Below are 23,620 nucleotides of genomic sequence, written 5' to 3' on the forward strand. Positions count from 1 at the left end.
GGCGCGAGCGTGTCTTTGACCGGAAGTGGGTAGCGCCACCGCGATATGGCAAAAACGACGTTACGGTAAGCCTCCGTAAGTCGCGCACGAGAATCGAAAAATGCACGGCATTTCACTCAGCAGGCCGGCCCCAAAGCGTTGAAATGTTCCGAAACGAAACACTTGTTTAGAAAGTTAAATGAAAGTATTCGCGTCTATTTGCTGACGTAGCAGCGCCCATCTGGCCCGCGGAGCTCGCCGCAAGGCGGCTTTGCAGACTGCTCACGATCGCGCAAGGGCCGCCAGGCCTATATTTTGACGTTGTCCAGGCATCCGTCGCACCTGCGATACGGATACAGATAGATACGTCTTTTGTGGCTGATTTAATCCACAATATTCAGTATGATTCCGGCGACCACAGGGAGCCTGAGTCAATCCATCAGACTAATTGGCGAAGGCGCCTAAATAATCGGGGCCACGTGCCGTTAAAACGCTGAACCCTATATAAGAAGATTGGATTGACCCCGGCTGGAGATTGTCGTTCCGCGCGGCGCGCATACGCTGTGACGGCTGCGTATTCCGTCAGGCGCCCTCAGCCTCTCCTCGCTTCTACGCGCGAACACCGATATGCCCGATCTGCACTGGACCATTCCGGTCGCTCGCTGGTCTAGCTGGCCTGCTGCCGCATCTGCCGCACCCGACATCGGCTTCATCGAGCCGATCGTGCGGCGTCGCCTGAGCACGCTGTCCAGAGTCGCCCTGAAGGTAGCGCACGACTGTGTGGCGCAAGATGAGGTCCGGGTCGTGTTCGCTTCACGTCACGGCGAATTGCGGCGCACCACGGACATCCTGCGTGCCATCAGCGCGGGAGATCCGGTCTCGCCGACCGCTTTCAGCCTCTCGGTGCTGAACGCCATGACCGGCGTGTTCGGCATCGCGCGCGGCGATCGTTCCGCTGCCAGCGCGATCTCGGCCGGCGCCGAGACGCTCGGCTACGCGCTGCTGGAAGCGTACGCGCAATATGCAACGCAGCCCGGGGCACCAGTATTGCTGGTGTACGCTGACGAACCGGCCGATCAGGCGTACGGCACGATCGAAGACGAAGTGCAGGGCGGCGCGATCGCGATCCTGCTGAACGGCGAAGCGGCGACGGGGCAACTGGTCTGCACGTTGTCCGGCGCGGGTGACGAGGCAGTCGTGGCCGCGCAGGAGGCAAGCACGGAAGAACGTTTCACGACCCAGAGTCAGGCGCTGCAGCACTGTCTGGAAACGGGTAGGCCCGCCGTCTGGCAAGGCGCCGGCGCGGCCTGGCATTGGAGGTGGCATGAACGCGCGGCTTGATTACGTTTGGCGGTTCTGCGCGACAGGCATGGCCTTCGTGGTGTTCGGCATCTGCGGCGTGCTGTTTTCGGTGCTGGTGTTTCCGCTCGCGTGGCTGTGGCCGCACCGGGCGTCGCGTCAGCGCGTGGTGACGACCGTGATTCACTGGTTTTTCCGCGCGCTGGTCGCGGTGTTGCAGCGCATCGGCGTGATGGAGCTCGAGGTATCGGGTGGGCAGGCATTGCGCGCCGGCGGCCCGGCGATCGTGGTCGCCAATCACCCGACCTACCTGGACGTGATGGTGTTGTTGTCGCTCACGCCGCGCGCCTGTTGCGTGGTGAAAAACGCGCACTGGGGCAACCCGTGTTTCTGGGGGATCGTGCGCTCGGCGGAATATGTGAGCAACGCGGATCCGTCGGAACTCGTCGAAGCCGGCGCGCGACAGCTGGCAGCGGGCTACACGATGATTATTTTTCCCGAGGGCACGCGCAGCCCCGCGCCGAACCGGCTGCACGCGTTTTCACGCGGGTTCGCGCACATGGCATTAAAGGTCGGCGCGCCGATCGTGCCGGTGCTGATGGACTGCGATCCGCCGGCGTTCACCAAGCAGATGCGCTGGTATGACGTGCCGGCGCGCGCTTTCAGGATCCGTGTGAACGTGCTCGAGCCGCTTGGCGTCGAGCAACTCGCCGACCACGACACTTCACCGTCTCTCGCGGCGCGCAGCGTGACCAGCGCCATCGAAGCTCACATTACTCAGCACCTGTTCGATTATGGATTCTTTAAAACTGGAAATTAAACAGCTTCTGATCGAAGCCCTCGATCTGGAAGACCTGAGTCCGGCCGATATCGACGACGACGCCCCGTTGTTCGATACCGACGGCATCGGTCTCGACTCGATCGACGCGCTCGAGATCGGCATCGTGCTGCGCAAACAATACCAGCTGACCATCGCCGCGAACGACGAACGCACCCGCGAGCACTTCCGTTCGATCAGCACGCTGGCCGCGCTGGTCGCGAGTCAACGCGAAACGGCGCATGCTGTGAACGAAACCACAAGAAAAGGGGATTAATCGTGAACGAGGCAGAGATTCTTGAGCGCATCCGCGCCATCTTCAAAGAGAACTTCGCGATCGAGCCGGAGCGCGTGACGCCAGACGCGCATCTCTTCGAGGACCTCGATCTCGACAGTATCGACGCCGTCGACCTCGCGATCAAACTGCAGGAAATGACCGGCCGCCGCATCAAGCCGGAAGAATTCAAGTCGGTGCGCACGGTCGGCGATGTGATCGGTGCGGTCGAATCGCTGCTGGCGGCACAAGGCTGATGCCATCCGTGCGCTCGCGAATGCAAGCGGCGGCGAGCCGGCCCGCCGAGGCTTCGCCCGGCACTGAGCGCCACTGGGCCAAAACGGTGGTGCAGGTTCTGTTGAAACTCGCGTATCCCGCGTTGATTCTGTGTGCCTGGCGCTGGGACACGCCGCGCTATGTCGGCTGCATGCTGTTTGCGATTCTGTGGCTGCAACGCTGGGCCGGCAGCGGTCCGGTCGCGACCTCGCTGCGCCGGCTCTCCACGATCGACTGCACCGTGGTCGGCTTGCTGAGCTGCGCCTCGGCGGCCATCGTGTTCACCAACAGCGAACTGCTGCTGCGCCTCTATCCTTCGCTCGTCAATCTGGGTCTGCTGATCGCGTTCGGTGCGACGCTCGTGCGCGGGCCGTCGATGATCGAAAAATTCGCGCGGCTGGGCAATCCGGATCTGCCGCCGGGCGCCGTGCGCCATACGTGGCGCGTGACCCAGGTGTGGTGCGTTTTCTTCGCGCTGAACGGCGCGTTCTCCGCTTATACGGCGCTCTATTGGAGCCGCGCAAACTGGTCGCTCTATAACGGCGCGATCGCTTATGGGTTGATCGGCGTGCTGCTGGTAGCCGAGGTCATCTGGCGTTATCTGGTGGTGCTGCCGCGAGCCGCGCGTTCGGAGGCGGCATGATTGCGTTGCACGACCTGTTGTCGGCGGGCCATGGGGCCGCCGTCGTGAATGCGCCGGTATGCCGCGACGGCGCGACGGTGCTCGACCGCACAGCGTTTCGCGCTCGTGTGTCGACGCTGGTCACGCTGATGCAAACGCAAGACGCGCGCCGCTACGCATTGTGTATCGATGATCCGTTCGATTTCGCCTGCGCGCTGTTTGCGCTGTTCGCGTGCGGCAAGGAGCCGGTGATTCCGGCCAACGCGACGCCGGGCTATCTCGCCGATCTGGCCGATGTGTACGACGCCGTGCTGACCGACGCCGACCTGCCACTTGGCGTGCGAGACGCAGACGCTGATGCTGATGCTTCACACACGATCGATCCGCAAGCTCCGTTGACGCTCTACACTTCCGGCAGCAGCGGCGCCCCCAAACCGATCCGCAAGACCCTCGCGCAATTCAATGCCGAAGTGCACACGCTCGAAAAGCAGTGGGGTGCTTTGGTCGGCGATGCGACGATGCTCGCGAGCGTGCCGCATCATCACATCTACGGTTTGTTGTTTCGCGTGTTATGGCCGCTTGCAGCGGGCCGCGCGTTTGACCGCACCATCAGCATCGAGCCTTTGCATCTGCAAGCGCAGATCGAGCAATGCGGCGCGACGGTGGTTGTCTCGACGCCCGCGCAATTGTCGCGTTGGCCTGCGCTGCCCGGCTTCGCCGCGTTGACGCCGGCGCCGCGCGCGTTCTTTTCTTCAGGCGGCCCGCTCGCCCTGGAAGCCGCACAGGAATACGCCGCCGCTTATGGCGCTGCGCCGCTCGAAATCTACGGCAGTACGGAAACCGGTGGCATCGCGTGGCGTCGTCAGGATCGGACCGATGCCTGGCAGCCGGTCGTCGGCATTGAAGTGCGCCGCGACGAAGACGGCGCGCTGAATGTCCGCTCGCCGCATCTCGATCACACCGGCTGGCATCGCACGGACGACAAGATCGCGTTCGACGCCGATGGCCGCTTCCGCCTGCAAGGCCGCCTCGATCGCGTGCTCAAGCTGGATGGCAAGCGCGTGTCGTTGCCGGAGCTCGAAGCGCGTCTCGCGCTGCATCCGTATGTTGCGCAAGCGGCGATCGCGCCGCTGGAAGGCGCCTCGCGCGAGCGCGTCGGCGCCGTCGTGGCGCTGACGGAAGCCGGCTGCGAGGCATTGCGCGGCGATGGCCGCGTGCAACTCGCGCGCACCCTGCGCCGACATCTCGCTGCCTATTTCGATGTGGTGGTGCTGCCGCGTCATTGGCGTTTCCGCCTCACGTTGCCGTTCGACGCGCGCGGCAAGCTGCCGGTGGCCGCTGTCGCGGCGGCATTCGAACCGCGCGAGGACGGCGTGGAAGTGCTCGCCGAAGCCCGCAGTGCCGACACGTTGCACTACGAACTGCGCGTGCCGCCGACGCTCGTGCATTTCGCCGGCCACTTCCCCGGTCTGCCGATTCTGCCGGGCGTCGTTCAGGTGCACTGGGCCATGCATCTGGCCGCTGAACACGTGCCCGCCGTGCGAGCACTGGCATCGGTCGATCGCCTCAAGTTCATGGCGCCGGTGCCACCGGGCGCGGTGCTGAATCTCACGCTCGCACACGACGCCGCGCGTGGCCGCGTGCAGTTCGCGTACCGGCTGAGCGGGCGTGAATGCGCGTCCGGTGTGATCGTGTATCGGGAGCCCGCATGATGCGCTTCGCTCCTTGCATCGTCATTCCGATTTATAACCACAAGGACGCGATCGGCGCGACCGTTGCCCATCTCGCGGTGCACGGCTTGCCGATCTTTGTCGTCGACGACGGCAGCGATGAAGCGACCCAGTTGGTGCTCGCTTCGCTCGCGCAACAGTACGCGGAGCAGCTTACGCTCCTACGTTTGCCGGTCAACGGCGGCAAAGGCGCGGCGGTGATGGCGGGACTACGCGCCGCACGCACCGCGGAGTACACGCACGCTCTGCAGATCGATGCCGACGGCCAGCACGACGCGACGGACGTGCCACGTTTCATCGACGCGGCGCTTGCCGAACCGGGCGCGGTGATCCTCGGCCGCCCGGTCTACGACGAGAGCGTGCCGAAATCGCGCCTCTACGGCCGTTATCTGACACACGTGTGGGTGTGGATCGAAACGCTCTCGCTGACGATCCGCGATTCGATGTGCGGCTTCCGTCTGTATCCGCTTGCGCTTGCTTGCGAGCTGATCGACAGCGTGCAACTGCCGACGCGCATGGACTTCGACATCGAAATTCTCGTGCGTCTGCACTGGCGGCGCGCCGCGTTCCGTTCGATTCCGACGCGCGTCACCTATGCAAGCGACGGCGTCTCGCATTTCGACGTGCTGTGGGACAACGTGCGCATCAGCCGCAGCCACACGCGCCTCGTGTTCGGCATGCTGTGGCGTCTGCCGATGCTGCTCGCGCACAAAGTGATGCCACGCCGTTCGGCTATTGCAAGTGAGGCGGTCAAGCAGGGCGATCAGAACGAACCCGGCCAGCACGCTGAACAAAACGAACAAAGCCCCCAGGACTGGTGGCGAATCGCCGAACGCGGCAGCCATCTGGGCATGTCCTTGCTCGCCCTCAGTTGCAAGTTATTCGGCCGCCGTTTCACCGCGCTCTGGCTGCATCCGATCGTCGCGTATTTTCTGCTGACGGGTCGTGCCGCACGCGAGGCGTCGAGCAACTACTTCACGCGTCTCGGTGCGGCCGCACCGCACGGCGATACGCCGCGCCCGGGTTGGCTGTCCGCCTATCGCCACATGCTGGCGTTCGCGCAATCGGGTTTCGATAAGCTCGCGGCGTGGTCCGGTCGTGTCAACAACGCCGACGTCAAATTCGAAGACCCATCGGCATTCGAAGCATTGGTGGCAAGCGGCAAAGGCGCGCTCGTGATCGGCGCGCATCTCGGCAATCTGGAAATGACCCGCGCGCTCGCCGCGCAGGGCGCCTACGCGAAAGTCACCGCGGTGGTCTACACCGAACACGCGCGGCGCTTCAATAGCGTGCTGGCGTCGGCGAATAGCCAGTTCGCGCGGCATCTGCTCGAAGTCAGCGACTTCGGTCCTGAGACTGCGATGATGATGCAGGAGCGCGTCGATGCGGGCGAGCTGCTGGTGATCGTCGGCGACCGCGTGCCCGCCCACGAAGCGGGTCGCACGACCGAAGCGCAATTTCTCGGCTCGACTGCGCCGTTCGCGCAAGGCCCCTACGTGCTCGCACATGCGTTGGGCTGCCCTGTCTATCTGTTCTTCTGCCTGAAAGAGCGCGACGGTTATCGTTTGTATTTCGAACCGTTCGCCGAGCGCATCGAGTTGCCGCGCCGCGAACGCGCGCAGCATCTTGCCGCGTGGGCGCAGCGGTACGCGGCGCGCCTCGAACACTATTGCCGCAAGGCACCTTATCAATGGTTCAATTTCTTCGATTTCTGGGCCAGCCCCAAGCGAGGCACACATGGCCGAACATGATCTGATCGAGGCGCAGAGCGCTAGCGCAAGTGAGAACACCCGCGCGAACGCGGCAGCGGTAACGATCGGCGGCCGCAAGCTGACGATCGAAGAAGTCGTTGCGATCGCTCACCATCGCGCACCGGTTGCGTTGAGCGCCGATCCGGCGTGGCGTGCGCGCATCCAGCGCGGCGCGGATTTTCTGCGCCGGCATCTGGCGTCGGGCGCGACCGTGTACGGCGTCAACACCGGCTATGGCGACGCGTGCGTGGTCGACGTGCCGATGGAACTCGTCGAAGCGTTGCCGTTGCAGTTGACGCGTTACCACGGCTGCGGCATGGGCCAGTATCTCGACGACGCACAAACGCTCGCGGTGATCGCCGCGCGACTCAACTCGCTGGCCTATGGTTTCTCCGGCGTGCGCCCCGTGTTGCTTGAACGCCTTGCCGATCTGATCAATCATCGCGTGTTGCCGCGCATTCCGTCGGAAGGCTCGGTCGGCGCAAGCGGTGACCTGACGCCGCTCTCGTATGTAGCCGCCGCGCTCGCCGGCGAACGCGATGTGATGTTCGAAGACAGTCTGCGCAACGTGCGCGAAGTCTGGGCCGAACTGGGTCACGAGCCACTGACGCTCGCGCCGAAAGAAGGCCTTGCGCTGATGAACGGCACCGCGGTGATGACGGGCCTCGCCTGTCTCGCGTTCGCGCGCGCCGATCATCTGACGCGCCTCACCGCACGTCTCACCGCGCTCTCTACCGTGGCACTCGACGGCCGCGCCGCGCACTTCGACGCAATGCTGTTCGAAGTGAAGCCGCATGCAGGCCAGGCCGAAGCCGCGGCGTGGATTCGCGACGATCTGAGTGGGCGCGACGATACGCCGGGGCATCGTCTGCAGGACCGCTATTCGATTCGCTGTGCGCCTCACGTAATCGGTGTTGCGCGCGATGCTTTGTCATGGGTGCGCCGCGATGTCGAGAACGAACTGAACAGCGCGAACGACAACCCGCTGATCGACCCCGACAACGAGCGCGTGCTGCACGGCGGCAACTTCTACGGCGGCCATATCGCGTTCGCGATGGACTCGCTGAAAGTCGCGGTCGCCAATCTCGCCGATCTGATGGACCGGCAGCTCGCGCTGCTGGTCGACGTGAATTTCAATAACGGCTTGCCGCGCAACCTGTCGGGTGCTGCGCCCGCGCGCGCAGCGATCAATCACGGTTTCAAGGCGGTGCAGATTTCGTCGTCCGCATGGACGGCCGAAGCGTTGAAGAACACGATGCCGGCGAGCGTGTTCTCGCGTTCGACCGAAGCGCACAATCAGGACAAGGTCAGCATGGGCACGATCGCTGCGCGCGACTGTTTGCGCGTGCTGGAGTTGACCGAGCAGGTTGCCGCCGCGCATACGCTGGCGACGGTGCAAGCCGCGCGTCTGCGCTTGAAGATCGACAGCACCACGCCTGTTCCCGCGCCGCTGCAAGCGTTCATCGATAGCGTGACGGCGCAGTCGCCGTTCGTCGACGAAGACCGCGCGCTGGAAAGCGACCTGCGCGCACTGACTGCGCGCATCGCCGCCTGCGATCTGTTGAACGACTATCGCGGAGGCCCGAACGCATGAGCGGCTCCCCTAAAGTGTTGACTGCCAGCGCGATGGTCGAAGTGCCGTTTCACGACGTCGACGCGATGAACGTGTGCTGGCATGGCCACTATCTGAAGTACTTCGAGATCGGCCGCGCGGCGCTCCTGCGCACGTTCGACTATGACTACCGCGAAATGCAGGCTTCAGGTTACCTGTGGCCGATCGTCGAAGCACATCTGAAGTATGTGCGCCCGGCTACTTACGGCCAGGCGCTCGAAGTGCGCACGCAACTGCTCGAACACGAAAATCGCCTGAAAATAGGCTATGAAATTGTCGACTGCGCATCCGGTACGCGATTGACGAAGGGCTACACGATCCAGGTCGCGGTCGATGCCGCGACGCAGGAATTGCAGTTCGTGTCGCCGCCCGTCGTATTCGAAAAGCTGGAGCGCGTATGGGGACGATGAGCTTGCGCGGTGTGGCAGCGGGAGCGTTGCTCACGCTAGGCACCCTAAGCGTATCGAGCCTGGCAGCATGGCCGCTGGTGGCGTCTGCGGCTGAAGCCGCGCAGTCCGCCGGCAACCCGGCACTCGTCTCGCAGATCGCCTCCCACCTTGCCCAGGCCAAGGGCGTTCGTGCGCAATTCACGCAAACGCAAACGCTCGCCGCGATGAAGCAGCCGCTCGTCAGCACGGGTTCGCTGCTGTTCTTCCGCGATCGTGGTGTGATCTGGCAGATTGACACGCCTTACAAAGCCACCTACGTGATCACCGACGCGGGCGTCGCCGAAGTCGACGCCAACGGCCAGCGTGTGACCGCTCACAGTGCCCAGGGCACACGCGGCGTCGCGCAGGTTTCGAAGATGATGCGCGCGATGCTAGGCGGCGATCTGTCGGCGCTCTATTCGCAATTCGACGTGCAGGCCGAAGGCAGCGCCGCGCAGTGGCGCATGCAGCTCACGCCGAACCAGCCGCAGATTGCGCAGTCGATCAAAGGTTTGCAAATGAACGGCGGCGACTATCTGCAGAGCTTGCGCATCACGCTCGCGAACGGCGACATCACGAAGCTCGACTTTGCGAAAAGCGCTGCGGTGAGCGAACCAACGCCGGCTGAGCGTAGCCTTCTCGGAGCGCCGTAATGCAGGTGCTGCAACAGCGGTCCGCGAAACAGGCGTGGGGCATGCGCGCCGCGTGGCTGCTGCTCGCGCTCGCCGCAGCGCTGTATTGCGGCTGGCGTTTTGCGGGACCCTCACCGCTGCAGACCAATCTGTTGGCGTTGCTGCCTGCCACGGAAGCGGATCCGATCGCCGAAAAGGCGGTCGATACGCTGGCGAGTGCGCTGGGCGACCGCACGGTTTTCCTGGTCACCAGCAACGATGACGCGCACGCCAAAACGGCTGCGAAACAACTCGGCGCATCGTTGCAGAAGAGCGGGGCGTTCGGCTCGGTGACGGCGGAGCTGCCGCCGTTCGATCTGTCGCAGATCGCCGCGCTGTATATGCCGTATCGGTTCGGTTTGCTGGCGCCCGCTGACCGCGCGGCACTCGCGCAGAGCAATGCTGCAAGCCCCACGCTGCACGACGCACTTGCACAACGCATCTACAGCCCATTGCACGGAGGCCTGACCACGCCGCTCGCCGACGATCCGTTCGGTTGGCTCGAACACTGGCTCGGCGGTTTGCCGCTCGCCACGTCGAATCTCGAACTCGAAGACAACATGCTGGTGTCGCATCGCGGCAGCGCGACCAGCGTGCTGATCGTCGCCACGCTGCCGGGCTCCGCCTACGAATCGAAAACGCAGCACGCCGTGCTCGCCGCGCTTGCGCAGGGTGAAAGCAGCCTGAAGCAGGCGTTCCCTGACGTGTCGGTGGCGAGAACCGGTGCGGTGTTCTACGCGGAGTCGGCCCGTAGCGCATCGGAACATGAGGTGCATCTGATCGGCGTCGCGTCGCTGTGCGGGATTGCGTTGCTGATGATGTGGGTGTTCCGCTCGCCGCGTCTGTTGCTGCTCGGTTTCGTTTCGACGGCGCTCGGCATCGTCTGCGCGCTTGCGGTCACGATGCTGGTGTTCGGTCAACTGCATCTGTTGACGCTGGTGTTCGGCGCGAGTCTGATCGGCGAAGCGGTCGATTATTCGATTCAGTATTTCGTGGTCTATCTCGGTGCAGAGCGCGATTGGGATTCGCGCCGTGGCGCGCGTGCCGTGCGCCCGGCCTTGACGGTCGCGCTTGCCACCAGCCTGCTTGGCTACGCGATCCTCACGTGGGTGCCGTTCCCGGCGCTCAAGCAGATAGCATGCTTCGCGATTGCGGGCATTGTGACGGCGTATGCCTCCGTGCTGTGGCTGTTGCCCGCGTTGCTCACGCGCCCGCCGAAGCGCGGCCCGCGGCACCTGTTCGCTGGTGCGGCGCGTCTGCTGACGGTCTGGCATCGCACGATCGGCGGCAAGCGCGCATGGTTCGTCGCGGCGCTATTGCTGATCGTGGCGATTCCCGGCTGGTTGCGTCTGACGAGCGACGACGATATCCATCTGCTGATCCAGCGTGATCCTTCGCTGGTCGCGCAGGAAGACAAGGTGCGCGCGGCGGTGGGTGTCGATAACAGCGCGCAGTTTTTTGTCGTGCGCGGCGAGACGCCGGAAATCGTTTTGCAACGCGTCGAAGCGCTGGGTACGAAGCTCGACGGGTTGAACGGCACCGCGAACAAGGTGGGCAGCTATCAGTCGGTGGCGCAATTCGTGCCGTCCGTGAAGCAGCAAAACGCAGACCGTGCATTGCTTGCGCAGCACGTATTCAACAATCCCGCGGCGTTGCGTGCCACGCTGCTGCAGGCGGGCTTTAAAGACGAAGTCGCCGATGCCTGGCTCGCCGCGTATGCGAAACCGCAGCCGCTGCTTACGGCCGAGACGTGGCTCGCCGCACCGTGGTCGCAGCCCTACAGGCATTTGTGGCTGGGTGAAGTCGATTCGGCTACCAAAGCGTATGCAGCGGTCGTGATTCCACAAGGCGTGACGCCGCAGAACGAACCTGCGCTGATCGCCACCGCGCAGGCGCTGCCCGGCGTCGTATTCGTCGACAAGGCGGCGAGCGTGTCGAAGCTGTTCGGCGCGTATCGCGTGGACAGCGGTTGGTGGCTCGGCGGTGCGCTCGCGCTCGTACTCGTCCTGCTGATGCTGCGCTACCGCGCGCGCGGTGGCATTGCCGTGACGCTGCCGGTGCTGCTCGCGGTCGTCGTCACGCTCGCGGTGTTCGGCTACGCTCACGTGCCGCTCAATCTGTTCAACTGGCTCGCGCTGATGCTGGTGCTCGGCGTTGGCGCAAACTATGCGGTGTTTCTGCGCGAAGGCTGCCTGCGCGCGGACGCCGATCTCGGCGCGGTGTGGACCGGTGTGCTGCTGTCGTCGGCCACCACGCTGTTGTCGTTCGGCATGCTCGGTATGAGCGCGATGCCCGCGCTGAAGAGTTTCGGCGCCACGCTCGCGCTCGGCATCCTCGTATCGGTGCTGCTCGCGCCGATCGGCATGCCATCGGAATCAAGGAGGGCCGCATGAAGGCGCCATCAGTTTATTTGCACGCGCTCGGCATGATCAATGCGCTCGGCGGCGACCTCGACGCAATCGTCCCGGCGCTTGTTGCCGGTCACGCACCCGGTATGGCGCACGTACATACGGGCATCGGCGAAGCGTTCGTCGGCAGCGTGCTCGCGCCGCTCGATCTGGCGCCGGCCGCCGGGCTCGCGCGCTACGACTGCCGCAATAACCGCTTGCTGCTGGCGGCGCTGACGCAGATCGCGCCCGCGGTCGACGCGGCTCGCGAGCGTTACGGCGCGCAGCGGATCGGCGTGGTGCTCGGCACCAGCACGTCGGGTATCGAAGCGGCCGAAGCCGCATTCGTCTATCAGGCACAAGCGGGCAAGCTGCCCGCAAACTTCAATTACCGGCAGATGGAGATCGGCACCGCCGCGCCGTTTGCCGCCGCCGCGCTCGGCGTGCAGGGCCCGGCCTTCACGATCTCGACCGCTTGTACCTCGAGCGCGAAGGCCTTTGCGTCGGCGCGCCGTCTGCTGCAATTACGACTGTGCGACGCGGTGGTGGTGGGCGGTGTCGATTCGCTGTGCGAGTTGACGGTGCAGGGTTTCGCCTCGCTCGAATCGACCAGCGGCGTACGCACCAATCCGATGAGCCGCAATCGCAGCGGGATCAACGTCGGCGAAGGCGCAGCCGTGTTTCTGATGAGCCGCGACGAAGCGGCGGTACGGCTCGCGGGTGTCGGCGAATCGAGCGATGCACATCATATTTCCTCGCCGGACCCCCAAGGTGTGGGCGGCGAACTCGCGCTGCAAGCGGCGTTGGCCGATGCGGGCGTCGCATCGTCGGCCATCGGCTATGTGAATCTGCATGCCACCGCCACACGCAAGAACGACGAGATGGAAGCGAAGCTGATGGCGCGTGTCTTCCCCAACGGCGTGGCAACAAGCGGCACGAAGCCGCTGACGGGTCACCAGCTCGGCGCGGCAGGCGTGACCGAACTCGCCTTCGCATGGCTGACGCTGGCGGCCGCGAATGGCTCGCAACCCGTGCCGCTGCCGCGCCATCTGTGGGACGGCGAGGCGGATCCGGCGTTGCCGACGTTGGACCTGGTCGAAACGGAACGCTTTTTGCCGCAAGGCGCGGGACCGCAGTACGTGATGAGCAATTCGTTTGCGTTCGGCGGCAGCAATGTCAGCCTGATTCTTGGACGGTGACGCGCGCGATGACCCAGACGCCCTCCATTCAGGATCTCATCCTGCAACCGATCGAAACGATCATCCCGCATCGCGGCACCATGCTGCTGATCGATGCCGTGAGTACGTTCAGCGAAGAGGCACTGAGCGCGCGCGCGACCGTCCATGCCGACGCCTGGTATGCCGACGCAGACGGTGCGATGCCCGCGTGGATCGGTATCGAGCTGATGGCGCAGACCATCGCCGCGCACGTCGCGCTGCTGGCCATGCGCGGCGGCGGTCAGGCGCGCCCCGGTGTGCTGCTCGGCTCGCGCAGCTATCGCGCTTTGCAGCCGTCGTTCGCCGGCGGCGCCCAGTTACTGATCCACGCAACAGAATTACTGCGCAGCGAAGAAGGCCACGGCGCCTACGAATGCACGATCCACCATGGCGACGTGTGTTGCGCCGAGGCGGTCATCAAGGTCTTTCAGCCGCGCGATTTTCAGTCATTCATCGAAGGGAGTTTCAGTTCATGAGCCGGCGTGTTCTCGTTACCGGCGCAAGCCGCGGCATCGGCCGCGCGATTGCGTACAAGTTGGCCGCCGACGGTTTCGCGGTGTCGGTGCATTGCCGCACGGGTCGCACCGAAGCCGAAGCCGTGGCAACGGGCATCGCCGCACAAGGCGGGACGGCGCGCGTGCTGCAATTCGATGTGCGCGATCGCGCCGCGTGCCGTGAAGTGCTCGAAGTGGATGTCGTGGCGCACGGCGCGTACTACGGCATCGTCTGCAGTGCGGGCGTGACGCGCGACGCCGCGTTCCCCGCGCTCACCGAAGAAGACTGGGACATCGTGATCGAAACCGGTCTCGACTCGTTCTACAACGTCGTCCATCCGCTGACCATGCCGATGGTGCGGGCGAAGAAGGGCGGGCGCATCGTCACGATCGCGTCCGTCTCCGGCGTGATGGGAAATCGCGGCCAGGTCAACTACAGCGCGGCGAAGGCCGGCCTGATCGGTGCATCCAAGGCGCTCGCCGTCGAACTGGCGACGCGCAACATCACCGTCAATTGCGTCGCGCCGGGTTTGATCGATACTGGCATGCTCGACGACATGCCGCTCGAACAGGCATTGAAGACGGTGCCGATGAACCGCGTCGGCCAGCCTGCCGAAGTGGCGTCCGTGGTTAGCTTCCTGATGTCGGATGCGGCTTCGTATGTCACGCGTCAGGTGATCGGCGTCAATGGTGGGATGGTGTGATGAAGCGCGTCGTCATTACCGGCATGGGGGGCGTCACGGCGTTCGGTGACGACTGGAACGCAATCGAAGCGCGCCTGAAGAGCGGCGTGAACGCGGTGCGCCGCATGCCCGAGTGGGATTACTTCGAGTCGCTGCACACGCGGCTCGCGTGCCCGTTGCCGGGCTTCACGGTGCCCGCGCACTATCCGCGCAAGAAAACCCGCTCGATGGGGCCGGTGTCGATGTACTCGGTGCGCGCGAGCGAACTGGCGCTCGCCGATGCGGGCCTCGCCGACGACACCAGCATCAAGGATGGCCGCATGGGCGTCGCCTATGGCTCGTCGTCGGGCTCGGTGCAGCCGATTCGCGCATTCGGCACGATGCTCGAAACCGGCTCGATGAGCGACGTCACGTCAAACAGCTACGTGCAGATGATGCCGCACACCACGGCGGTGAACGTCAGCCTGTTCTGGGATCTGAAAGGGCGGATCATTCCGACCTCGTGCGCATGCGCATCGGGCAGCCAGGCGATCGGCTACGCGTATGAAGCGATTCAGAGCGGCAAGCAGACGCTGATGCTGGCGGGCGGCGCGGAGGAAATGTCGGGCCCGGCGGTCGCGGTATTCGACACGCTGTACGCCACCAGCACGCGTAACGACGAGCCGCATCTCACGCCGCGTCCGTTCGATGCCGCGCGTGACGGCCTCGTGGTCGGCGAAGGCGCGGCGACGCTGGTGCTCGAAGAATACGAACACGCGGTGGCGCGCGGCGCGCGGATTCATGCGGAGATCGTTGGCTTCGGTTGCAATTCGGATGGCGCACATATGACTCAGCCGACCGCCGAAACCATGGCGCTGGCCATGCAGCTTGCACTGAAAGATGCGCAACTGCCGCCCGAGGCGATTGCCTACGTGAATGCGCACGGCACCTCCACGGACCGCGGTGACATTGCCGAAAGCCATGCAACCGCGCAGACCTTCGGCGCGCGCATGCCGATGAGCTCGCTCAAGAGCTATGTCGGCCATACGCTTGGTGCATGCGGTGCGCTGGAAGCGTGGTGGACCATCGAGATGATGAAGCGCAACTGGTATGCGCCAACCTTGAATCTGGAGAACGTCGATCCGGCCTGCGCGCCGCTCGATTACATCGTCGGCACGGGTCGTGAGATCGACGCCGAACATGTGATGAGCAACAACTTTGCATTCGGCGGCATCAACACGTCGCTGATTTTCAGGCGCGTTCGATGAGCGTGCCGCTGCAACGCGTGGTCGTCACCGGCATGGGGATCGTGTCGTGCCTCGGCAATACGCTCGACGACGTGTCCGCCGCGCTGCGCGCGGGCCGCTCACGCATCGAGCGAATCGACGCGTGGCGTGAGCGCGGCTTCGGCTCGCAGGTGGCGGGCGTCGCCTCGGTCGCGCAGGAGCCGCCGTTCGATCGCAAGCTCGAACGCTTCATGGGCGACACCGCGCGCTTTGCATGCCACGCGGCGAAGAAAGCGATCGACGATGCCGGGCTCGACCTCGCCGCCTTGCGCTTGCCGCACGCCGGCACGGTGATCGGCTCGGGCGTCGGCACGATGTCGAGTTACGACGTGTCCATGTCGATTGCGAATACCCGCGGCGTCGATAAAGTGCCGCCGTATACGGTTCCGCATGCGATGAGCAGCACCGCGTCGGCCAACGTCGCGCAGGTGTTCGGTCTCGAGGGCGTGAGCTATTCGCCATCGTCGGCGTGCACGACGTCGGCGCTCGCGATCGGCCAGGCGATGCAGTTGATCCAGACCGGTCGCCAGCAGATCGTGCTGGCCGGTGGCAGCGAGTCCTTGCACGACAACATGACGTTGATGTTCGACGCGATGGGCGCACTGTCGCGTAGCTTCAACGACACGCCACAGCGTGCTTCGCGTCCCTACGACACGGCGCGCGACGGCTTCGTGATCGCCTCGGGCGGCGGCGTGCTGGTGCTCGAATCGCTCGATCACGCGTTGGCGCGCGGGGCCCGCATTTACGCCGAGCTGACCGGTTTCGGCGACTGCACGGACCGCGCGGGCATGGTCACGCCGCATGCGGCCGGCATCGCGCGGGCGATGCGTGGCGCGTTGGGCGAAGCGGGCAAGCGCCCGGATTACGTCAACACGCATGCACCGTCTACGCCGCTTGGCGACGTCGAGGAATTGCGCGCCTTGACTGCCGTATTTGGCGACGAAGTCCCGGCGTTCTCGTCGACCAAAGGCATGACCGGACATCCGCTCGGCGCTTGCGGCGCGCACGAGGCGATCTACACCTTGCTGATGATGCGCGACGGTTTCATCGCGGGGACGACGGACATCGAGACGCCGGAGCCGGGCGTCGACGGCATGCCGCTCGTGCGCACAACGCGCGACGCTCGCATCGGTTCGGCGATGTCGATTTCATTCGGGTTCGGCGGCAGTTGCGCAAGCCTGATATTTGAAGGGTGGCAGGGCGGTTGAACCGGCCGCGATTTTAAAAAACGAGGGCAATAAAAATGAAAAGAGTTTTTGTGCTGGGTGCGTTGGCGGCGGTGGTGCTGACGCAAGCGGGATGCGCCACAGATGTTAAATCGGTACCGCTCGCGGCGGCCGGCGGTCAGTCACGCGGGGGCGTGCCGGTGTATTTCGGTCAGCAGAGCCACCCGGCGGTGACGGAGAGGCTTGGCGACGTGTCCTACTCGGTGCGGATCGCGCGCAAGGTGGCAAGTCCCGACGATGCATGTCATGAGGCGCTTGCCGAAGCCGTGCAGAAGCTGCGCGCGGCAGCTCGCGAACGCAACGCCAACGCCGTGATCGACGTATCGACACGTTTTCATAGCACCCAGAGCAACTCGTCGACCGACTTCACCTGCGGCGTGAGCCCGAGCGCGGCGGCCATCGCCGTGAGCGGCCAGCTCGTCGTACTGGAAGCGAACTAGGTCGAATCGAATTTAGAACTCACTAAAGCAACAAAAACCACTCAGGAGTCTCGATGAAACGCAATCTGCTGTTTGCCGCGCTGTTCGCTTCGCTCGCCACGCTGAGCGCTACTCAGGCCTTTGCCCGCGACACGGTTGATAACTATCCGGTTGCGCCGGCGCTGCAAAGCGAACCGGGCAAGGTCAGCGACGACATCGCGTTGTATTTCGCGGGCCAGCAGCATCCGGTCGTGCTCAAAACGATCGGTGAATTCGCGACCAACAAGAAGACAAATGCCTTCGGCAAAAGCGACCTGGCAGCGTGCCAGCACGTGTTCCTTTCAGCGGTGATCGAGTTGCAGGAACGCGCGCGCAAGGAAGGCGGGAACGCCGTGATCAACATCAAGAGCAACTACAAGAATGAAGTGCGTGAGAGCGCGACGGAGTTCACGTGTGGCGCGGGCGCGGTAATTGCTGGTGTGGCGCTGAAGGGCGATGTGGTGACGCTGCGCGGCAAATGATCACCGAAGTGGTGTTGAGCGTGCAAACAAGCGTGCAAATAAGTACGTCGTGATGCTTACCAGTGCGGGGGTATACCACCGCACTGGCGAAATTCAGTCTGCCTTGACTGCAGCGACATTGACCAGCGTTTCACGACGCTTGCCAGGTTGCGGGTGGTACAGGCCGAGGCGCTCGAGGAGCCCGAAGTCTTTCGCGCGGCTCCACCAGAGATACGGCAGCGAGACGTTGCGCTGCTCGAAGCGGAAACCGCCGCGGCGGATCATGTCGAGGTAGCCGTCGGCGCTTTTCTGCACGTGCATGGGGTGGCGGAACAGCAGCCGGATCACCCACGATTTGATGTACGCGTCGGTGGATTCAGCGAACAGCAGGATGCCGCCCGGTTTGAGCACGCGGCGGAATTCGGCGAGTGCGCGGTCCTGCTCGACGAGATGGTGGAAGGTTTGATGACAGAACACGATGTCGGCGCTGGCATCGGGCAGCGGCAATTGCGCGCAGTCGCCGTGCAGCACGTCGATATCGGCGACCTTGTCGCGGCACGCGCGCGCTGCATTGGCGGCAAGCGCCAGCGACGGTTCGTGAAAATCGACGCCGACGAGGCGGCGCGGCTTGAACGCGTCGGCAAGCAGGTGAAATGAAATGCCTTGCCCGCAGCCGACGTCGACGATCACCGGCGCTGCAGGCAAGGGCGCGTCGATCAGGCGTTTGAGGTCGTTGATCGCGACCCGCAGGACGTGATGTTCCCACGTGTAGGTGCGCAGGAACCAGATTCCGAAGGCCGTTTCCGGTACGAAAGGCACGCTGGATGTTTCGGATGGCGACACGCTGGACTCCGACGAAATTTGTTCTTGCTGTGAAGCGTAATTGTAACGAAAAGTAAGGATGCAGCGTAATGCTGTTCAGTGCAAGCAAACGATTGAGGCAACCTTGAGTACACATTCGTCAAAGCGCATAACCGTCGACGTAGCGATCATTGGTGCGGGTCCGGCAGGCGCAGTCGCGGCGGCGCTCCTGCGCCGGTCGGGCCGGTCGGTGCTGGTGCTGGAGCGCCAGCATTTTCCGCGCTTCTCGATCGGCGAAAGTCTGCTGCCGCAAAGCATGGCCTACCTCGAAGAGGCGGGCATGCTGCAGGCGGTGGTCGAAGCCGGTTTCCAGTACAAGAACGGCGCGCATTTCATTCACCGCGGCCAGTCGTCGGCGTTCGACTTCCGCGATAAGCATTCGCCGGGGTGGGGCACCACGTACCAGGTCGAGCGCGCGGTGTTCGACGATATTCTGATTCGCTGCGCGGCCCAGCAGGGCGCCGACGTGCGCTTCGGTCACACGGTGCGCGCGATGCAAACCGGTGAAAATGGCAACAAGCCGGTACTCGACGTGATCGACGAAGCGGAAAACGCGTATGAAGTGGAGGCGCACTTCGTGTTCGACGCGAGCGGTTTCGGCCGCGTGCTGCCACGTTTGCTGAACCTCGAAGCGCCTACGCGCATGCCGACACGTGCCGCGATCTTTACGCACGTACGCGATGGCATTCCGGTCGGCGTGACCGATCGCAACAAGATCTGCGTGGCGACGCACCCGGAGCGCCGCGACGTGTGGTTCTGGATGATTCCGTTGGCGGGTGGCCGTTCGTCGGTGGGATGCGTTGCCGAGGCCAGTTTCCTCGATGTGCCGGAAGCCGAGCGCGACGCGAAACTGCGGGCGTTGATCCAGCAGGAGCCGACACTGGGGCCGTTGATCGGCAATGCGCCGTTCCTGATGCCGGTGCGTCATATCGGCGGTTACGCGGCGAACGTCGAGCGTCTACATGGACCCGGCTATGCGTTGCTCGGCAATGCGGGCGAATTTCTCGATCCGGTGTTCTCGTCCGGCGTAACGATCGCGTTGCGTTCCGCGCATCTCGCGGTGCAGACGTTGAACCGGCAACTGAATGGCGAGCAGGTCGACTGGTCGGCTGCTTACGACGTGCCGTTGCGTAAGGGGATCGATACCTTCCGCGCGTTTGTCGAACGCTGGTACACGGGCGAACTGCAGGACATCATTTTCTATCCGGACCAGACGCCGTCGATCCGCCGCATGATCAGCGCGGTATTGGCGGGTTATGCGTGGGATGAGTCGAATCCATATGTCGCCGATCCGGTGCGGCGCTTGAATGCGTTGCACGACGTGTGCACTCACGCGTGACCATTGATCGTTGACCGTTGGTCGGGCTGCACCGCATGGGCAAAAGAAAACGGCGCTTCCTCAAGGAAGCGCCGTTTTTTATTCAAAGGCCTGATTCAATTCACACGTCGGCTTACGAATCCAATCAGGCCGCGATCTTCGCCGCGCGCGGCGCATGCTGACGCACGTCGTCGCGACGATGCACGCGCTTGCCCGCGGCATACGTTTCATAGATCGCGCGGTCGTCGCCGAGCAGCGCGAACGCGAACAGCAGTTCTTCGAGCGACTCGGTGCGTGCGGTACGGCGCGCGAGCAGCGGCGTGGCTTGCGGATCGAGCACGACGAAATCGGCTTCCGACTTCGGCTTCAGGGTGCCGACCTTGTCGGCCAGATCGAGCGCTTCAGCGGCACCTGCGGTGGCGAGATAGAACATCCGCGTGGCCGTCAGATGATGACCCGTCAGACGCGCGACCTTATGCGCTTCGTTCATCGTTTGCAGCATCGAGAATGAGGTGCCGCCGCCAACGTCGGTTGCCAGCGCGATCGGCATGCCGGCTTCGTCGGCCTTGTCGAAGTCGAACAGGCCGCTGCCGAGGAACAGGTTCGAGGTCGGGCAGTGCGAGGCCACTGTGCCGGTTTGCGCCATGCGCTTGCGGTCTTCCTCGTCGAGGTAGATGCAATGGCCGTACACCGCGCGGCGGCGCAGCAGGCCGTAGTGATCGTAGATGTCCAGATAGCTGCGGTGGCCCGGGAACAGATCGGCGACCCATTTCACTTCATCGGTATTCTCGGCGACGTGGCTCTGGATGAAGATGTCCGGATGCTTGCCCGCCAGCACGCCGCACGCTTCGAGTTGTGCTTCGGTCGAGGTCGGCGCGAAACGCGGCGTGAGCGCGTACATCTGGCGGCCACGGTTGTGCCAGCGGCCGATCAGCTCGGCGCTGTCGTCGTAACCCGATTGCGCGGTGTCGCGCAGAAACTCGGGGCAGTTGCGGTCCATCAGCACCTTGCCGGCCACCATGCGCAGATTGCGCGCTTCGCTTTCGGTGAAGAGGGCGTCGGCCGATTCCTTGTGGACCGTGCAATACACGAGCGCGGTGGTCGTGCCGCAAGCCAGCAGTTCTTCGACGAAGAAGCTCGCCGTATCGCGCGCATACGCCGGATCGGTGAAACGGCGCTCCGTCGGGAACGTGTACGTGTCGAGCCACGGCAGGAGACCCGGCGCCGGCGACGCGATCATGTCGGTCTGCGGGTAATGGATGTGCGTATCGATGAAACCCGGCACGATCAGCTTGTCGCGCATTTCCTGCACATGGGTGCCCGGCGCGAGTTGCGACGCGAGCGCTGCATACGCGCCCGCCGCGACAACATGGCCGTCTTCGACGATCAGCAAACCGTCCTCGTTGAAGACCGCCGCGTTGGGCGATTGCGCAGGGTCGCCGTTGAAGGTCAGCAGTTGTGCGCGGAACGCTGATTGTGTCGGTTGAGTCATGGAAAAACCGTCTCCGTATTTGTGAGGAGCTAAACAGCGCAGACGGCGGCTTGATTCTGGGTGTGAAACGAACCCGTGCCGCCGCCGGCTGCCATTCATTGGCCCGTCAGTGCGGGCCGCCTGGGTGCCAGTGCGCGTCGAGCTTCGCGATCAGTTCGCTGCGTTGCTCGGGCGTGACGAACGACGCTTCGAAGCTGTTGCGGATGATCGTGTAGACCTCGGCATCGTTGAGCTTCAACGCGTCGATCGTGGCGAAATAGTTGGCGTTCACGTAACCGCCGAAATAAGCGGGATCGTCGGAATTCACCGTGACGGCTACGCCGCGATCGAGCAGGTCCTTCAGCGTGTGCTTGGTCATGTCGTCGAACACGCAGAGCTTGAGGTTCGACAACGGACACACGGTCAGCGCGACGCGCGAATCGGCGAGGCGCGTGACCAGCGCCGGATCTTCGATACTGCGCACGCCGTGGTCGACGCGGTCCACTTTGAGCAGATCGAGCGCTTCGTAGATATACGACGGCGGACCTTCTTCGCCCGCATGCGCGACCAGTTTCAGACCGAGCGCGCGTGCCTTCGCGAAGACCCGTTCGAACTTCGAAGGCGGATGGCCGCGTTCGGACGAATCGAGACCCACGCCGATCAGGCGATGCTTGTACTGCTCGAACAGCGGCAGCGCTTCTTCGAACGTGGCGAGTGCGTCTTCTTCCGATAGGTGGCGCAGGAAACACAGAATCAGCTTGCTCGTCATGCCGCGCTTTTCCGCATCGGCCAACGCGCGATCAATGCCCGCGACGACGGTTGCGATCGGCACGCCACGTTCCGTATGCGTCTGCGGATCGAAGAAGATTTCGCTGTGAATCACGTTATCGGCGAGGCAGCGTTCGACATACGCCGTCGTCATGTCGTAGAAGTCCTGCTCGTGCAGCAGCACGCTCGCGCCGGCGTAGTAGATGTCGAGGAACGATTGGAGATCGGTGAACGCATACGCAGCGCGCAAGGCATCGATCGACTCGTACGCGAGCTTCACGCCGTTGCGTTCGGCGAGCGCGAAGATCAGCTCGGGTTCGAGCGAGCCTTCAATATGGATGTGCAACTCGGCCTTCGGGGCGCGAGCGGCTTTCTCAATGAGTGCCGTGGGGGTAGCGGTTGTTGTATTCATGGTCGGTCAGCATTTAGTTTAGAGTCGGTTCGCGCCGGATGCGGGATGCAGGACAGGATGCAATCTCGTTGGGGCGGCAGGTCGATTGTGCGACAAATCAGACCGTCTGCGCCGCGTGCGCGCCCGCATTCGCCTCCACTGCCTGCAACACTTGAGCCGCCGCGGAGATCGCAATGATCTCCGGCGACTTGTCGACGATACCGTCGACGCCGAGCGGGCACTTCATCCGTGCAATCTGCGAAGGATCGATGCCACGCGCGGCCAGCCGATGTTCGAACTGCTTGCGCTTGCTGTGCGAGCCGATCATGCCGAAGAACGCGAAATCGCCACGCCGCAGAATGCGCTCGGCCAACTCGAGATCGAGCGCATGGTTGTGCGTCATCACGATGAAGTACGTGTGCGGCGCAGCCTGATCGATGGCTTCGTCGGGTGCATCGTTCGGATCGATCTTCACGTTCGGCGCATGCAGCGTTTCCACAGGCGGAAACTGCGCGTCGCGCTCGTCGACCCAGCGCACGGTGCAAGGCAGCGTGGCCAGCACGCGAACCAGCGCCGCGCCCACGTGACCGGCGCCGAACAGCACGACCTGGAAGTCGCCTGGCGCGATGGTCTCGGTGAGCAGCGCGCCGCTGTCGTCGAAGCCGGCGCCGTCCCACAGCAGGCAGTCGGAGGCATCGACACCCGGCTCGGGGTCGGACAGCATCACCGCATCCGGTGCGGGGCCGAATGATACGCTACGCACCGTCGAAAGGCCTGCCGCCACGCGTTTCGCGAGGGAGGTGATCCAGCCGAGGTCGCCGATGTCGAGGCGCTCGAAGGCGAGAATCACGGCGCCGCCGCAGCACTGACCGAGACTGGGGCCAAGCGCGAAACGTTCGAGGCGGCGCATATGCGGCGAGCGCATGCCGTCGCGCAGCACCTGGCGCGCGGTCTCGATGGCTTTCCATTCGAGGTGTCCGCCGCCGATCGTGTGCTTGGCCGAATCGCGCGTGACGATCATCTTGGTGCCGGCTTCGCGGGGCGCCGAACCTTCGACGCGTGCGACCGTCACCAGCACGGCGGCGTCGCCGTGTGCGAGCAGTTGTTGCAGGTCAGGTAGCCAGGCTTGCATCCGGCGGTTCTCCATACGTGGCCGCGCGG

General features: G+C 64.0%; 23 protein-coding genes. 19 read left to right on the forward strand and 4 right to left on the reverse strand.

Features of this window, described 5'->3' with window-relative positions:
- Positions 1 to 606: 606 nt before the first annotated feature.
- From KHO30_RS20895 to KHO30_RS20980, 18 genes are read left to right on the forward strand one after another with little or no spacing between them, the layout of a single operon-like run.
- Positions 607 to 1,320, forward strand: a complete 714-nt coding sequence (locus tag KHO30_RS20895; protein WP_211702112.1) for a beta-ketoacyl synthase chain length factor — start codon at positions 607 to 609, stop codon at positions 1,318 to 1,320.
- The gene (locus KHO30_RS20900) at positions 1,304 to 2,098 is read left to right on the forward strand and encodes a lysophospholipid acyltransferase family protein (RefSeq protein WP_093639093.1); all 795 of its coding nucleotides are present in this window, start codon (positions 1,304 to 1,306) and stop codon (positions 2,096 to 2,098) included. Before KHO30_RS20895 ends, KHO30_RS20900 begins: the two co-directional genes overlap by 17 nt.
- Positions 2,073 to 2,372, forward strand: a complete 300-nt coding sequence (locus tag KHO30_RS20905; protein WP_054037294.1) for a phosphopantetheine-binding protein — start codon at positions 2,073 to 2,075, stop codon at positions 2,370 to 2,372. Before KHO30_RS20900 ends, KHO30_RS20905 begins: the two co-directional genes overlap by 26 nt.
- A gap of 2 nt (positions 2,373 to 2,374) precedes the next feature.
- Positions 2,375 to 2,626 (forward strand): acyl carrier protein, encoded by a 252-nt coding sequence (locus KHO30_RS20910; RefSeq protein WP_093639096.1) that lies wholly within the window; start codon positions 2,375 to 2,377, stop codon positions 2,624 to 2,626.
- Positions 2,626 to 3,288: a COG4648 family protein gene (locus tag KHO30_RS20915; protein WP_211702115.1), complete on the forward strand. Its 663-nt coding sequence runs from the start codon at positions 2,626 to 2,628 to the stop codon at positions 3,286 to 3,288. The genes KHO30_RS20910 and KHO30_RS20915 overlap by 1 nt, the downstream gene beginning before the upstream one ends.
- On the forward strand, positions 3,285 to 4,979 hold the full coding sequence (locus tag KHO30_RS20920; protein WP_211702118.1) for an ApeI family dehydratase: 1,695 nt from the start codon (positions 3,285 to 3,287) through the stop codon (positions 4,977 to 4,979). Before KHO30_RS20915 ends, KHO30_RS20920 begins: the two co-directional genes overlap by 4 nt.
- On the forward strand, positions 4,979 to 6,748 hold the full coding sequence (locus KHO30_RS20925) for a glycosyltransferase family 2 protein (protein WP_211702411.1): 1,770 nt from the start codon (positions 4,979 to 4,981) through the stop codon (positions 6,746 to 6,748). Before KHO30_RS20920 ends, KHO30_RS20925 begins: the two co-directional genes overlap by 1 nt.
- Positions 6,735 to 8,342: an HAL/PAL/TAL family ammonia-lyase gene (locus KHO30_RS20930; RefSeq protein ID WP_211702120.1), complete on the forward strand. Its 1,608-nt coding sequence runs from the start codon at positions 6,735 to 6,737 to the stop codon at positions 8,340 to 8,342. The genes KHO30_RS20925 and KHO30_RS20930 overlap by 14 nt, the downstream gene beginning before the upstream one ends.
- Entirely contained in the window at positions 8,339 to 8,770 is a 432-nt protein-coding gene (locus KHO30_RS20935; protein ID WP_093639108.1) for an acyl-CoA thioesterase, read from the forward strand. Before KHO30_RS20930 ends, KHO30_RS20935 begins: the two co-directional genes overlap by 4 nt.
- The gene (locus tag KHO30_RS20940) at positions 8,758 to 9,441 is read left to right on the forward strand and encodes an outer membrane lipoprotein carrier protein LolA (RefSeq protein WP_093639111.1); all 684 of its coding nucleotides are present in this window, start codon (positions 8,758 to 8,760) and stop codon (positions 9,439 to 9,441) included. Before KHO30_RS20935 ends, KHO30_RS20940 begins: the two co-directional genes overlap by 13 nt.
- Complete coding sequence (locus KHO30_RS20945) at positions 9,441 to 11,852, forward strand: MMPL family transporter (protein ID WP_211702123.1); 2,412 nt, start codon at positions 9,441 to 9,443, stop codon at positions 11,850 to 11,852. Before KHO30_RS20940 ends, KHO30_RS20945 begins: the two co-directional genes overlap by 1 nt.
- Positions 11,849 to 13,045 carry a beta-ketoacyl-[acyl-carrier-protein] synthase family protein gene (locus tag KHO30_RS20950; RefSeq protein WP_211702126.1) on the forward strand — a complete coding sequence of 399 codons (1,197 nt, stop codon included), beginning with the start codon at positions 11,849 to 11,851 and terminating at the stop codon, positions 13,043 to 13,045. Before KHO30_RS20945 ends, KHO30_RS20950 begins: the two co-directional genes overlap by 4 nt.
- Before the next feature lie 8 nt (positions 13,046 to 13,053).
- Positions 13,054 to 13,539 carry a hotdog family protein gene (locus KHO30_RS20955; protein WP_211702128.1) on the forward strand — a complete coding sequence of 162 codons (486 nt, stop codon included), beginning with the start codon at positions 13,054 to 13,056 and terminating at the stop codon, positions 13,537 to 13,539.
- Complete coding sequence (locus tag KHO30_RS20960) at positions 13,536 to 14,261, forward strand: 3-ketoacyl-ACP reductase FabG2 (protein WP_093639119.1); 726 nt, start codon at positions 13,536 to 13,538, stop codon at positions 14,259 to 14,261. The genes KHO30_RS20955 and KHO30_RS20960 overlap by 4 nt, the downstream gene beginning before the upstream one ends.
- Positions 14,261 to 15,487 carry a beta-ketoacyl-ACP synthase gene (locus KHO30_RS20965; RefSeq protein WP_200618134.1) on the forward strand — a complete coding sequence of 409 codons (1,227 nt, stop codon included), beginning with the start codon at positions 14,261 to 14,263 and terminating at the stop codon, positions 15,485 to 15,487. Before KHO30_RS20960 ends, KHO30_RS20965 begins: the two co-directional genes overlap by 1 nt.
- Positions 15,484 to 16,713: a beta-ketoacyl-[acyl-carrier-protein] synthase family protein gene (locus tag KHO30_RS20970; RefSeq protein WP_211702129.1), complete on the forward strand. Its 1,230-nt coding sequence runs from the start codon at positions 15,484 to 15,486 to the stop codon at positions 16,711 to 16,713. The genes KHO30_RS20965 and KHO30_RS20970 overlap by 4 nt, the downstream gene beginning before the upstream one ends.
- Before the next feature lie 35 nt (positions 16,714 to 16,748).
- The gene (locus tag KHO30_RS20975) at positions 16,749 to 17,171 is read left to right on the forward strand and encodes a signal peptidase (RefSeq protein ID WP_211702132.1); all 423 of its coding nucleotides are present in this window, start codon (positions 16,749 to 16,751) and stop codon (positions 17,169 to 17,171) included.
- Positions 17,172 to 17,224: 53 nt separating this feature from the next.
- Positions 17,225 to 17,671: an excinuclease ABC subunit A gene (locus KHO30_RS20980; RefSeq protein ID WP_211702135.1), complete on the forward strand. Its 447-nt coding sequence runs from the start codon at positions 17,225 to 17,227 to the stop codon at positions 17,669 to 17,671.
- Between the two features lie 93 nt (positions 17,672 to 17,764).
- On the opposite strand, the gene KHO30_RS20985 is transcribed toward KHO30_RS20980, so the two are convergent.
- Positions 17,765 to 18,493, reverse strand: coding sequence for a class I SAM-dependent methyltransferase (locus tag KHO30_RS20985; protein WP_211702137.1), 729 nt, complete (start codon positions 18,491 to 18,493; stop codon positions 17,765 to 17,767).
- A 103-nt stretch (positions 18,494 to 18,596) separates the two neighbouring features.
- Between KHO30_RS20985 and KHO30_RS20990 the strand changes: the two genes are divergently transcribed.
- Positions 18,597 to 19,850, forward strand: coding sequence for an NAD(P)/FAD-dependent oxidoreductase (locus KHO30_RS20990; RefSeq protein WP_211702140.1), 1,254 nt, complete (start codon positions 18,597 to 18,599; stop codon positions 19,848 to 19,850).
- Positions 19,851 to 19,974: 124 nt separating this feature from the next.
- Here the strand turns inward: KHO30_RS20990 and guaD are convergent, their stop codons facing one another.
- The 3 genes from guaD to xdhC form a co-directional block, all read right to left on the reverse strand.
- On the reverse strand, positions 19,975 to 21,321 hold the full coding sequence (guaD, locus tag KHO30_RS20995) for a guanine deaminase (protein WP_200564676.1): 1,347 nt from the start codon (positions 21,319 to 21,321) through the stop codon (positions 19,975 to 19,977).
- Between the two features lie 106 nt (positions 21,322 to 21,427).
- Positions 21,428 to 22,480, reverse strand: a complete 1,053-nt coding sequence (locus tag KHO30_RS21000; RefSeq protein WP_200618140.1) for an adenosine deaminase — start codon at positions 22,478 to 22,480, stop codon at positions 21,428 to 21,430.
- A gap of 97 nt (positions 22,481 to 22,577) precedes the next feature.
- Positions 22,578 to 23,591 (reverse strand): xanthine dehydrogenase accessory protein XdhC, encoded by a 1,014-nt coding sequence (gene xdhC, locus KHO30_RS21005; RefSeq protein ID WP_175050982.1) that lies wholly within the window; start codon positions 23,589 to 23,591, stop codon positions 22,578 to 22,580.
- Between the last annotated feature and the right edge of the window lie 29 nt (positions 23,592 to 23,620).

The sequence above is a fragment of the Paraburkholderia aspalathi genome (genome assembly GCF_905220735.1).
In the GTDB taxonomy this organism is placed as follows: domain Bacteria; phylum Pseudomonadota; class Gammaproteobacteria; order Burkholderiales; family Burkholderiaceae; genus Paraburkholderia; species Paraburkholderia aspalathi.

What these genes read in the sequence shown, in the direction of transcription:
- KHO30_RS20895 (WP_211702112.1), top strand. Translation starts at nt 607, where the DNA reads ATGCCCGATCTGCACTGGACCATTCCGGTCGCTCGCTGGTCTAGCTGG.
- KHO30_RS20900 (WP_093639093.1), top strand. Translation starts at nt 1,304, where the DNA reads ATGAACGCGCGGCTTGATTACGTTTGGCGGTTCTGCGCGACAGGCATG.
- KHO30_RS20905 (WP_054037294.1), top strand. Translation starts at nt 2,073, where the DNA reads ATGGATTCTTTAAAACTGGAAATTAAACAGCTTCTGATCGAAGCCCTC.
- KHO30_RS20915 (WP_211702115.1), top strand. Translation starts at nt 2,626, where the DNA reads ATGCCATCCGTGCGCTCGCGAATGCAAGCGGCGGCGAGCCGGCCCGCC.
- KHO30_RS20920 (WP_211702118.1), top strand. Translation starts at nt 3,285, where the DNA reads ATGATTGCGTTGCACGACCTGTTGTCGGCGGGCCATGGGGCCGCCGTC.
- KHO30_RS20925 (WP_211702411.1), top strand. Translation starts at nt 4,979, where the DNA reads ATGCGCTTCGCTCCTTGCATCGTCATTCCGATTTATAACCACAAGGAC.
- KHO30_RS20930 (WP_211702120.1), top strand. Translation starts at nt 6,735, where the DNA reads ATGGCCGAACATGATCTGATCGAGGCGCAGAGCGCTAGCGCAAGTGAG.
- KHO30_RS20935 (WP_093639108.1), top strand. Translation starts at nt 8,339, where the DNA reads ATGAGCGGCTCCCCTAAAGTGTTGACTGCCAGCGCGATGGTCGAAGTG.
- KHO30_RS20940 (WP_093639111.1), top strand. Translation starts at nt 8,758, where the DNA reads ATGGGGACGATGAGCTTGCGCGGTGTGGCAGCGGGAGCGTTGCTCACG.
- KHO30_RS20945 (WP_211702123.1), top strand. Translation starts at nt 9,441, where the DNA reads ATGCAGGTGCTGCAACAGCGGTCCGCGAAACAGGCGTGGGGCATGCGC.
- KHO30_RS20950 (WP_211702126.1), top strand. Translation starts at nt 11,849, where the DNA reads ATGAAGGCGCCATCAGTTTATTTGCACGCGCTCGGCATGATCAATGCG.
- KHO30_RS20955 (WP_211702128.1), top strand. Translation starts at nt 13,054, where the DNA reads ATGACCCAGACGCCCTCCATTCAGGATCTCATCCTGCAACCGATCGAA.
- KHO30_RS20960 (WP_093639119.1), top strand. Translation starts at nt 13,536, where the DNA reads ATGAGCCGGCGTGTTCTCGTTACCGGCGCAAGCCGCGGCATCGGCCGC.
- KHO30_RS20965 (WP_200618134.1), top strand. Translation starts at nt 14,261, where the DNA reads ATGAAGCGCGTCGTCATTACCGGCATGGGGGGCGTCACGGCGTTCGGT.
- KHO30_RS20970 (WP_211702129.1), top strand. Translation starts at nt 15,484, where the DNA reads ATGAGCGTGCCGCTGCAACGCGTGGTCGTCACCGGCATGGGGATCGTG.
- KHO30_RS20975 (WP_211702132.1), top strand. Translation starts at nt 16,749, where the DNA reads ATGAAAAGAGTTTTTGTGCTGGGTGCGTTGGCGGCGGTGGTGCTGACG.
- KHO30_RS20980 (WP_211702135.1), top strand. Translation starts at nt 17,225, where the DNA reads ATGAAACGCAATCTGCTGTTTGCCGCGCTGTTCGCTTCGCTCGCCACG.
- guaD (WP_200564676.1), bottom strand. Translation starts at nt 21,321, where the DNA reads ATGACTCAACCGACACAATCAGCGTTCCGCGCACAACTGCTGACCTTC.
- KHO30_RS21000 (WP_200618140.1), bottom strand. Translation starts at nt 22,480, where the DNA reads ATGAATACAACAACCGCTACCCCCACGGCACTCATTGAGAAAGCCGCT.
- xdhC (WP_175050982.1), bottom strand. Translation starts at nt 23,591, where the DNA reads ATGCAAGCCTGGCTACCTGACCTGCAACAACTGCTCGCACACGGCGAC.